The organism is Janthinobacterium sp. GW822-FHT07A03 (genome assembly GCF_058798815.1).
In genome coordinates this window covers 1-11,766 of the sequence record NZ_JBXAKW010000024.1, presented here as the reverse complement: position 1 = coordinate 11,766, position 11,766 = coordinate 1, and the positions used below count along the sequence as shown (strand labels likewise).

The following is an 11,766-nucleotide window of genomic DNA, read 5'->3' as shown; positions in this document are numbered from 1 at the left end:
ATGTGCTGAACCGCCTGCGCGTACGCACGGAAGCGGATATGGTTTCGCGCTGGGATTACGATAACTGCGCCAAAGGCGTTGCGAAGTTATGTCGGGTTTCTGCCGACAACGGCTATCAGAGCGTGCCAGGCTATGACACGTATGGTCGTATGAATAGCAGCACTACTACCATTGATGCAACGTATACCGGCAGCACCACATTCGACAGTAGCGGCAGGGTAGCCACGATGACTTACCCTACCGGACTGACGCTTGAATATGAATACCAGGGCCATATTTTCCTGAAGGAAATACGCAACAAGGCCACTGGCGCCTTGTATTGGCGTGCGAAAGATATGGACGCCGAGGGGCGCTTGCGTGAGCAGCTGTACGGCAATCAGATTGTCAGCAATGCGGTGTATAACGAGGCCAATGGCGCCATCAAGGAACAGTATGCCGGCGCAGGCAAGGGCGTGCAGAACCTGCTCTACGATTTCGACAAGATCGGCAACCTGCAATCGCGCAGCGACAGCAATCAGAATCTGTCGGAAAGCTTTCTGTATGATGGCTTGAACCGCCTGACAACGGCCACGGTCAACTCGGGCGCCGCCGGCCTGGTGACACAAAGCTACGATTATGACGGCATCGGCAATATCAAGCAGCGTTCGGGTGTTGGCAGCTATGTCTACCTGGAGACAAGCAACAAGCCGCATGCCGTCTCATCCATTACGCTGGAGTCTGGTGGCAAGCGTTATTATACTTATGATGTGGCTGGCAATCTGGTTACCGAATTGCAGACATCAGCGGCAGGCGGCACTATTGCGGCAAAAGGGCGGACGGTATCGTACACCAGTTTTAATATGCCGCTGACAATTGCCACGCCGTCAGCCAGCATGACCTTTGTGTATGGCCCGCGGCACCAGCGTATCAAGGAAATCGCGCCGGGCTTGACTACCGTCTATGTGAATGGCAGCGGCAACCTGCTGTATGAAAAGGATATCAAAAGCAATGGCGAGGTAGAGCACCGCCAGTTTATCAGCGCCAATGATGTGGTGGTCGCGGTGGTAAAAACCGTCGGCGGGCAGAGTACGACGCAGTATTTCCATCGCGACTATCTGGGCTCGGTGGTGGCCGTCAGTGACGATGCCGGCACGGTGATTGAACGCTTCGCCTACGAAGCCTCGGGCAAGCGTCGCTTCGCTGCGGGTAACCAGGATCAGCAGGATACCTTGGCTGGCGTGAACACCAAGCGTGGCTTTACCAACCATGCGCATCTCGATACGCTTGGCCTGGTGCATATGAATGGCCGGGTCTATGATCCGCTGGTAGCGCGTTTTATGAGTGCCGATCCGGGTGTGCCGCATCCGGAAGACCTGCAGTCGTATAATCGTTATTCCTATGCACGCAATAATCCGCTGGCTTATGTGGATCTGGACGGTTTTAATGACGACGATCACCGCAATGAAGGGCTGGCTGAAGATACCGTCATGCAACGAATGTGGAATTTTATTGCGGAAGCTTTTAGCATTAACAGCGATAGTGCGAAAAATCAAAGTGACTCTAGAAATAATGCGCAGCAGGTTGATGTTATTGGGCAAGATTCCGAAAATGTTATTAAAATTACTGCAAAGAGGCTGCCAAAAAACAACGGGCTATTTTTGGATGAACGATCGAGAGAGTCACTGTTTCGTCAAAAAGTTCCTGGGGATTTTGGATATATTCCAGGCGCAAGAGAAGCTCTACCCACTCCAGGAATAGTAATCGCTGTAAATGTTTTGGGAAGTATTGATGGGGCAGCTGGTGTTATTAAAATAGTTGGTGCTGGGATAAAAACACTTGCAGCAAAAGAATCTTTATTTATCATAAAAAAAGGGGCTGATGTAACTCCTGAGATAATACAAAAAGCATTAGCGGGAGATCCGGTAAAAACACTGCAGCCTGCTATTTCTTTACCTTGGGTTCAGCTGTATGTAGATAAACTATTGGCTGGTGAAATTGCTCCAGCGATTAAAATGGATGGGCAAATTATTGTGGATGGAAATCATACTTACATAGCTGCTAAAGTCCTTGGGCAAACTGCCGCAGTTAGGCCTGGGACGGCATCAATGAGTCAGATTTCTTCTGCTAAACCAATTTCACAGCTTATAATCGACCCAACAAATTGGCCGCGGAGGTGAGACTATGATTACCATAAGATTTGAGACTGATGAAGAAAAAACCTTCGATATAGATTCTCTAAGTGGAGCTAATTTCAATGATGGAAGTTTTCATAGGGCAATATTTGATGGGCTTATAATGCCCAGAGTTTCTTTTAAAAATGCAAATTTACGCAATGCAAGATTTGACCAGGCTGATCTAGAATCTGGAATTTTTTGTGACGCACTTTTAATGAATAGTTCATTTGTTAATTCGAATCTAAAGCTGGCTGACTTTTCCCTTTCGATAGCTATATTTGCCAATTTCTCAAATTCTAATTTAAATGGAGCAAACTTTACGGGGGCAGATGTCGGCGGTGCCATTTTTAATGGTGCCGATTTGAGAGGTGCAAAATTCTTATGCAAAAGGATTGGCGAGGCAGATCTGAAAAATATTATTTTTGATGATACAACCTCTTGGCCTGATGGATTTATTCCTGATAATTTCAACACATAGTGCATTAATGTTATCATGTTATCATTTTGATTGGAGGCGTATTTTTAAATCCTCCCACTCATTTTATTTTTTATTTATGTGTATTCTAAGAAAGTTCGTTGCTTTATGGGTTTTGTGAAGTACATATTTGGTGGGCTGTTTTTTTTATTCTTGTCAGCCTGCGTCGGCGAACGCGAACATCGTTCAGGCCTGAATCTGCTAGCCGAAGGCAAGACAGAAGATGGCTTGAAAAGTTTGGAAAGCGCCGTATCGCAAGCGCCCGACAATTCCCAGTTCCGCTTGGATCTGCTGAACCGCCGGGCGGAGCAGGTGGCGCGTTTATTGACCGCCGCCGAGGCCGAACGTAGCGCCGGCCGGTTTGAAGAAGCGCGCGTGGGGTATGAGCGGGTGCTGACAATAGAAAAAGACAACAGCCGTGCCTTGCAAGGCATCGCGATGCTGGCGCGCGAACGGTTGCATGCGCCACTGATCGCGGAAGCGAGGGAATCCTACAAGCGTGGCGACTTTGAGCGCGCGCTGGGACTGCTGCGCCCTGTGCTATCTGAAAGCCCTAACGATCCGGAAGCACAGGCGCTCAAGCGCGAAGTGGAAGGCAAACAGACGCAGGAACGAACGGTCGAACCATTGTTCCGCATGGGGCAGGGCAAGCCGATCAACCTGGAATTCCGTGACGCCAGTGTACGCATGGTATTCGAGGCGTTGGCCCGTACCAGCGGCGTCAATTTCATCCTCGACAAGGATGTGCGTCCCGATTTGCGCACTACGATATTTCTTCGCCAGGCGACGCTGGAAGACGCGATCGAATTCATCCTGCAAACGAGCCGGCTGGAAAAAAAGGTACTGAACCGCAACACGATCCTGATCTATCCGAATACCGTGGAGAAGCTAAAGGATTATCAGGAACTAGTGGTCAAGGGCTTTTATCTGGCCAACGCCGATGCGAAGCAGACGCAGGCCATGCTGAAAGCATTGTTGAAAACCAAGGATACCTTTATCGATGAAAAGCTCAACCTGCTGGTAATGCGTGATACGCCTGACGCAATACGGCTGGCCGAAAAGCTGATCGCCATGCATGATTTGTATGAGCCCGAAGTAATGCTGGAAGTGGAGGTGCTGGAAATCAAGCGTTCGCGCCTACTGGAAATGGGCATACAGTGGCCGAGTCAATTGGTACTGGCACCGATCGGCAGCATTGGCGGCACCACGCTGAGCGACCTGAAGGGGCTGACCTCGGACCGCATCACCGCCAGCATCGGTCCGACCACGGTCAACTTACGGCGCGCCGTTGGGGATGCCAATATCCTCGCCAACCCGCGCATCCGCGCGCGCAACCGCGAAAAAGCCAAGATCATGATCGGCGACAAGGTACCCGTCTCTACGTCGACCACCACGGCGACCGGCGTCATTTCGGAAAGCGTGCAATACCTCGATGTCGGTATCAAGCTCGATGTCGAGCCGACGATTTACCTAGGCGATGAAGTGGCCATCAAGATCGGACTGGAAGTCAGCTCCATCAGCAGCGAAGTACGCACGCCTGGTGGTTCGCTGGCCTACCAGATCGGCTCGCGCTCGGCCTCGACGGTGTTGCGCCTGAAGGATGGCGAAACGCAAGTGCTTGCAGGCCTGATCAACGACGAGGACCGCATGGCGGCCAACCGGGTACCAGGCATCGGCGATATTCCTGTACTTGGACGATTATTCTCCAGCCAGAAAGATGATCGCAACAAGACGGAAATTGTGCTGTCCATTACCCCCCGGCTGGTGCGCAATATTAACCGTCCTGATGCGGCAGCGAGCGAATTCTGGTCGGGTACGGAGACAGCCTTGCGTACGCGCCCGCTAACCATGCAAATGACTAATGAGCGCAAGGCAGTGGAGTCTGCCACTCTGGACTCCGGCAATCGCGTCGTACAACCGGCAAGTACGCTCATGGCGAGCCAGGCTCCGCAGCAAGGTGCTGATGCTCCCCGCAAGGACGTGGAACCGATGGCGGTCAGCTTGCAGTTGCAGGCACCTCAGCAGGTGAAGGTGGGGCAACAATTCAAGCTGGCCGTGCAGTTAAAGAGCGATGGTGATTTGCGTAATCTCCCGCTCCAGCTGGGCTATGACACCTCCACCCTGCAAGTGGTAAGTGTCGAAGAGGGCGTTTTTTTCAAGCAAAATGGGGGGCAAAGCAGCTTGTCAAGCAACGTGGATGCCACCACGGGACGCATCTTTGCCAGTGTGCTGCGCTCCGGCACTTCGGGTGCGCGCGGCGAAGATATTGCCGCAATCGTGACCTTCAAGGCTGTGAAGGCGAACCCCAAATCGGAAGTCAGGATATTGTCGTCGACCCCGATTACTGTCAGCAACAAGACGATAGTGCCGGCCTTGGCAAGTCCTTTGATGATTCACGTCGTGGAAGCCAAGTAGGCGACGATCCAGTAATTGACGTCAGTCAGGTCCGTCAATAGTAATGACGAAAAAGTGGTCAGGTGGGCGCCAGCCTCCCTGACCACTTTTTTTCGCCGTTTAAAAACGCTGAACTGAAAATAAAGAGGCTACCGAATATCGGGTTCTGTCGCATTATCAACCCGCTGGAAATCGATCAGGCAGACTACGACGCCAGAATAATGGACTCGACATGCTCAGCTTCAAAAGGATGCGTTTTCCGATCGATGTGATCCGGGCTTGCACCCGTGGGTATGTGACATACCCGCTGAGCTACCGGCATTGGGAAGAAATGATGGAAGAGCCCGGCGTATCGCTCAACCGTTCGTCGATTAACCGGTGGACGGTCCGTTTCCTGCCGCTCATCCAGAAAATGACCCGCAAACACAAGCGCCCGATCGGTGGCAGCTGGCGCATGGATGAGACCTGCATTAGAGGCAAAGACAACTGGAGGTAGCTTTACCGCGCCGTGGACAAGCGGGGAAAGACCGTCGACTTCCTGCTCACAGCGACGCGTGACATGGCTGCCGCGAAGCGCTTTTTCAATAGGCGATAGAATCAAACGGCGATCCGGACAAGGTCGCGATGGACAAGAGTGGCGCGAACAAGGCAGCCATCGAGGCGGTCAGTGCCGGCCGCGACGTGCCGATCCTGGTGCGCCAAATCAAATACCTCAACAATATCGTGGAGCAAGACCACCGCACTATCAAAGAAGTGACCAAGCCAATGCTCAACTTCAAATCATTCCACTCTGCCGCCTCCGTAATTGCCGGCATCGAGCTCATGCACATGATCCGCAAGGGGCAGTTCGCAATGGATCACACAGTGATGTTGCCGTTCGCCGATCAATGTTATGCGCTGGCAGGACAGGTACGTCCAATTTGAGGGCAGAAGTGCCATGCTGGGATAACTTGACCCTCTGATCAACAATCCGAGAGAACCAGAAGATATTGCGTGTACTCGTTACTGGTCTATCCATCCGCGCCCTTGCCAGGGCGCCTTGGACGAGCAACAAAACTGGACTCCTCAAGTCAATTTCTGCGATGTTATATTTTCACCACTGAATTAATAATTTTACATCATTAACCTTCCGTAATAGCTACCCAGCCAATCTGGCAATAGCCGGCCACACTATTGCTATGGATCGTGACCATTTTATTAGATGCTTGCGCCATTAACAACATGGCCAAGAGGCCCTTGTAATTTGCATCAGAGGCATTAAGATAGCTCCAGGCTGGCCGTGACGGTAGCGTGCTTGGACAAGGCGGGGTAGGTGAGGAGAGATATACTCGGAGATCGAAATTGCCTGCACCACCCGCGCCCCCGACACCTTCAATTTGTATAATTTTCCCGCTGATTACTCCATCCCAGGCAGATGCTTGTAAACTTGCAGCGAGAAGCAATAGAGCACAAAAAAAACTTTTCATAATTCCATCTGTAAATACATCGATATAAAATCCCTAAGTAAATTATACTATTTTAAGATATCTTTATCAAAGTTTTTAGAAAAAGCCAAACTCCCTTGCCTTACCAAACAGTCGATATCCCACCAAGTCGCTATATGTCCAGTCCCGTTTGATCACAAACGTGCTCTACGAATAGGTCCGGCTTCTTGAGCTGCCATTCTTTGAGCGCCTGGATGGGTGTTTTTGCACCGATGGCCCGTTGTGGAGTGTGGTGATTGTAAAGCGTCAAACAGTTAAGCAAGGTCGCCTCCAGATCCGTCCTGCTGCCGAATCGGGTCTGCTGCAGCAGCTCGCTGATACGGCCGTTGAATTGTTCAACCATGCCGTTCGTTTGCGGATGCCGGGGCGGTGCTAGGCGGTGTTCGATGCCCATGGCGGCGCGGACTGAAGGCGTACTGGCCGCTGCGCTTCCTGTCTTTTGTTGTGAAGCGGTCGGTGAATTGCGAACCGTTGTCGGTCAGCAGTTTGATGATCCAGATCGGCGAGGCCAGCTTGAGCCGGCGCAGGAAGTCGACAATGCATTTGTTACCCGTGTCACCGTAGATGCGCAGGAACACCCAGCGCGTGGCGCAGTCAATGACCACGAACAGATAGCGGCGCGCGCTCTCGTCCAGTATCTGCGGCAAGTATTTGATGTCGACGTGAACAAAGCCGAGTTCGTAGTCCTTGAAGGTCTTCTTGGCCGAGATCGTTTCTCCTCGGCCCTGGGAATGACATCTTCCAGGCGGGCCATGCCTTCACGTTTGAGCAAATGGGCAATTCCCTAGCGCGAGACGTCGGGGTTGATGTATTGCCGGGTAACGTACAGCAGGTCGTCGAGCGGCAGTTAGAGCGACTGGCGCAGTGTCAGCACGATGACTTCCTGCGTCACGCTCAGCGTGGCATGCAGCGTGTGGGCCCGGTGCGAACGGTCTTGTACATCGTTCCGCTTGAGCCATTTGGCAGCCGTGGCACGGGTGATATTGAAGACCTTGGCGGCCTCGCGGTCGGACAGGTCGGAGTCCTTGATTTCCTGGCGGATTGGCGGGGTTGTGTGGGCTAGGGATGAGTGCGTGAGCTCATGGACTGAAGTTTATGCGATGTGCTGCAACCGGTGGGACGATCTCGGTGGCAAACCGCCGATCAACTCGTCAAGCGCAGCTCTGGCACGGAACAGGACCATGCTGCGACGAGGAGTATGATCACACGAACTAAACACTTTAACCTCTACTTTTAGCGCGCTCTAAAAATGGGAGGATTACCGTCTCAATATTGGCCCATCATAGATTGAAAACTTTGATGATGGTGCAGGCAGCGGTTTGTAGCTGAATGCCCTTCACTTTGAAGGAGTCATTTTTCCATACCTTCCTCCTCGTGTACACAGTACGTTTGAATATTTCATTGTAGAAATTAATTATTAATTATAGAATCGTAGGAATATAAATTTCCATCTATTTCATTTTGATTTTCAATGTCTAAAATTTTACGAATTTCTAACAATCTCCAGCGCGCCACACATACGTCCATCCATGCATGCCTGTTTTTAGTTGGCTACATCTTCTCGCTGCTCATTCCCTTTAGCGCCAATGCCGCCATGCAGACGCCTGGCAAGTTCGCCGTTAATGATCTTGGCGCAGCAACCTATACCCTCCTCATCGCGGTGCCGCCAGGATCGGCTGGCATGGCACCATCCTTATCCCTGTCATTCAACAGCCAGTCGTCTGGTGGCTTGATGGGCAAAGGCTGGTCACTCGGTGGCTTCTCCAGCATTACGAGGTGTGCTCAAACGCCCGACCAGGATGGCGCAGGGCACGGCGCTGTCCAGTTCGATGCGAATGACCGCTTTTGCCTCGATGGGCAAAGGTTGATGGTAAGCAATGGTCTTGCCTATGGTGCGAACGGTGCAGAGTACCGCACCGAGCGCGACGTCTTTTCTAAAATTGTCTCATACGGCACTACGGATGGACCAACTTGGTTCAAGGTGTGGACCAAGGCCGGCCGAGTACTGGAATACGGTAATACAGCCGATTCCCGCATTGAAGCACAGGGAAAAATCCAGGTGCGTACCTGGGCTCTCAACCGAGAGCAGGACATCAACAGCAATTATCTGACGATCTCCTATACCGAAGATAATGCACATGGCGATTTTTATCCGATTCGTGTTGATTACACAGGAAATGCCAATATTGGCATGGTAACGAATAATTCAGTGCGGTTCATTTACGAATCGCTGCCAATCTCCGTACCTGCTTACAAAGCAGGATCATTGGTTCAGCCCACAACGCGCCTGAAGCATATTGACGCCTATAATGGTGAGGAACGCACCCATCACTATCAGATGTCATATATGGATGACACTCTGACAAAACGTACGCGCCTGAGTGGCATGAGGCAATGCCAAGGTGACGGCATCACCTGTCTGCCTGCCATGACATTCGACTGGCAGGAACCAGGTACCGTTGCACAAACCGCAGGTGCATGGATTTCACCTGGAATTAATATCGACAGTACTGTCAACATGGATTCGAAATCGCTCATGCCGATTGACTTGAATGGCGATGGCAAGACCGATTTGCTACAGCATGTTCAGAAAGACGGCCAATCCTGGTTGATCCCGATGTATTCCAATGGGTCTGATTTTACGATCGGTACGTGGATTGCTCTCGGGGGACTATATTCTGAATTCCTGGTTGCTGACGTCAATGGTGACGGCTTGTCCGATCTGATCAGTGTCGCCACTTCTCCAGAAGGCATGCGGCAAGTGAATATTTTCTTTTCTACCGGTACGGGCTTTCAGGGTGTCGACGGTGGTAGGCATGCAAGCGCGAAGATTTATGATCCAACTTTTTTTGGGACCGATGGCCATCCCACCGCAATGGACATCGATGGAGACGGCAAGGCGGAACTTGTCGAATACTGGAATGATGGGGTAACGACGTATGAGCTATGGATTTCCATTTCGAAATTTGACGGTACCACTTTTGGAGCGCCGGCTTGGAAAAAAATAGATACGCGCAAGGTAAAGAACTTTACTCGCGTCCGTATGATTCCAATGGATATCAATGGCGATGGAAAGATGGATTTAGTCCGCGCTTGGTGGGTCAGTGGAATGCCGAATAATATCTTATTGCAGCCCATGCTATCCAATGGATCCGAATTTTTTCCTGGAGAATGGATGGATTCGGGCTTCAGTCATACCATTCTGGCCGACAATCGGCAAAACACGGTACAGCAAATCATACCAATGGATATAAATGGTGACGGCCTGACAGATATTGTTCTTGCAGGGCAAGTGCCCGATGCAAATAATTCTCGATTATTCAATTTCAAATTTCATTCATTTTATTCTAATGGCGTGAATTTTGTCCCGGGGGAAAGTGGACTATCGTCCGGTGTGGCTGGATCAGCAAGCGATATTGGGCTGCGTCCTGATTTTGTTACTGCCAGCGACATCAATGGTGATGGTAAAACTGATTTGTTGTTGACCTGGTATGGCCAGAGTTCAACCCTGGAAGACGCCAAGTTATTCATTCAGCCGATTATTTCCCAAGGAAAGGGATTTTTGCTGAATCAGGCAATGTATGATACCGGGCAAAAATGGGCCACGGTGTGGCATGTGGTAGAACAAGTACAGGGACCTGCCATTCGCCAGCCGGTCAGTCCCGCGTTCATCGTGCTGGATATTAACGGTGACGGCAAAATGGATCTGGTTCAGCAAAAATATAAGCAGCCTTTTTCGAAGCAGCCAGTGGAATTCAACTATTTCCTACCCTATCTGGTCAACGGTGGCATTGGTGATTTGATGACGGGCGTGACCAGTGGACTGGGAGCCAAGACCACTATTCATTATGCGCCCTTGACCGATAGTGCCACTTATGAACGCGACGCTACGGCGAGCTACCCATATTTGAATGTACAAATGCCACTATATGTTGTGGCCTCAGCTGATATGTCAAATGGCGTAGGCGGTAGTGAAACCATCAAGTATCGCTATGGCGGCCTGAAAAAAGATCGCAGCCGCAGCGAACTGACGAGCTTTCGCTGGAAGGAAGAGCAGCAGTTGTCGACCGGCCTGACGAAGCTTGTTGAATACCGCCAGGACTGGCCCTACACGGGTATGGTACTAAAAAGCACCGCAAGCCTGGCCGGCTACGGGCATGGCAATCTGTTAAGCCAAGCCGACACCCAGTTTGCTTGCCTCGATACGCTCGATGGCTTACCTTGCGCGCGCCGATGGGGCCGCAGCTATTTTCCATTTGTCAGTCAAAGTACCGGTCAGCAATGGGACCTCAATGGTGCGCTCCTGCCGGTACAAACCAGTACTGCGGCCTATGACGTATGGGGTAATAACACCGACAGTACCGCCAGCGTCAGCGCTGGCGGCCAGACCTGGTCGACGCATACTATCAGTACCTACTACCCAGCTGACACCAGCAACTGGCTGGTTGGTCAGCTCAAGGACACAACGGTTACCAATACTGTGCCGGCGTATACCGGACCAGCACTGCCATCAGGCCAAGCTGGTACTCCGGGTGGCGAAAACGGAAGCGGCAATAATGGCGGCACGACTCCAGGCACCGGCATGTATGCCAGTTCGGTCAGTTGGGTCGCTGGCCTTACTCCACCGGCGCAGACCAATGCCGGTCGCTCAACTGTCTTACAGGTACAAGTAAACGGCACTGCTCCGCTGGCCGGCAACGTGACGTTTTTTGACGGAGATGTAGCACTGGCTGTGATTGCGCTCGATGCCAGCGGAAAGGCCAGCTTCAACATATTGCTCAATAGCATAGGTATTCATTCTCTGCGGGCCGTGTACTCGGGAGACGCAAACAATGCCTCCAGCGTTGCCACTGCAGCCGTATCGGTCACTTTGGACATGACGCCGATCCTGATGCTGCTGCTCGATGAATAAATACAGTTTTTTTGCGTCCCTTATCATGATCAATCTATTGCAATACATCAGCATGCACGAGAATATAAAGAAAAACTCATTCAAACTGCTGGCTACGATAACACTATTTTCGCGGCGGCTGGCGTTCGCCAGCGTGACACTCGCTCCCTGCGCGGCGATCCAGGCGGCCACTCCGCCGGTAGTTGCCATTACGGCTCCAGCCACTACAGTGACGCGTACCACGAGCTTCACATACCATGTAAATGGCTCTCTCAAGCAAGAAATCCATGAACCCGACAACGCACAGCTCAGACTGGAAACCAGCTATCAATATGATGCCTGGGGTAACCGCATTGAAACCTCAGTGTC

Annotated in this window: 5 protein-coding genes and 2 pseudogenes; 6 read left to right on the top strand and 1 reads right to left on the bottom strand. The window is 51.5% G+C overall.

Features of this window, described 5'->3' with window-relative positions:
- The 4 genes and pseudogenes from AC1RJW_RS29535 to AC1RJW_RS29520 form a co-directional block, all read left to right on the top strand.
- A partial coding sequence (locus tag AC1RJW_RS29535) for an RHS repeat domain-containing protein (protein ID WP_493048085.1) occupies positions 1-2,156 on the top strand: 2,156 nt, incomplete at its 5' end.
- Positions 2,157-2,160: 4 nt separating this feature from the next.
- Positions 2,161-2,631, top strand: coding sequence for a pentapeptide repeat-containing protein (locus tag AC1RJW_RS29530; RefSeq protein WP_493048084.1), 471 nt, complete (start codon positions 2,161-2,163; stop codon positions 2,629-2,631).
- A gap of 105 nt (positions 2,632-2,736) precedes the next feature.
- Complete coding sequence (locus AC1RJW_RS29525; protein WP_493048083.1) at positions 2,737-5,043, top strand: secretin GspD/PilQ domain-containing protein; 2,307 nt, start codon at positions 2,737-2,739, stop codon at positions 5,041-5,043.
- 211 nt (positions 5,044-5,254) lie between these two features.
- A pseudogene (locus tag AC1RJW_RS29520) lies at positions 5,255-5,946 on the top strand (IS6 family transposase).
- A 672-nt stretch (positions 5,947-6,618) separates the two neighbouring features.
- Here AC1RJW_RS29520 and AC1RJW_RS29515 read toward each other — a convergent pair.
- Positions 6,619-7,548: pseudogene (locus AC1RJW_RS29515) on the bottom strand (integrase core domain-containing protein).
- A gap of 429 nt (positions 7,549-7,977) precedes the next feature.
- On the opposite strand from AC1RJW_RS29515, the gene AC1RJW_RS29510 reads away from it, so the two are divergent.
- Together AC1RJW_RS29510 and AC1RJW_RS29505 are read left to right on the top strand one after the other, a co-directional pair.
- Positions 7,978-11,418, top strand: coding sequence for a toxin TcdB middle/N-terminal domain-containing protein (locus AC1RJW_RS29510; protein WP_493048082.1), 3,441 nt, complete (start codon positions 7,978-7,980; stop codon positions 11,416-11,418).
- 25 nt (positions 11,419-11,443) lie between these two features.
- A partial coding sequence (locus AC1RJW_RS29505; RefSeq protein ID WP_493048081.1) for a hypothetical protein occupies positions 11,444-11,766 on the top strand: 323 nt, incomplete at its 3' end.

Excerpts from the sequence above, each read along its gene's own strand:
- AC1RJW_RS29530 (WP_493048084.1), top strand. The coding sequence starts at position 2,161 with ATGATTACCATAAGATTTGAGACTGATGAAGAAAAAACCTTCGATATA.
- AC1RJW_RS29525 (WP_493048083.1), top strand. The coding sequence starts at position 2,737 with ATGGGTTTTGTGAAGTACATATTTGGTGGGCTGTTTTTTTTATTCTTG.
- AC1RJW_RS29510 (WP_493048082.1), top strand. The coding sequence starts at position 7,978 with ATGTCTAAAATTTTACGAATTTCTAACAATCTCCAGCGCGCCACACAT.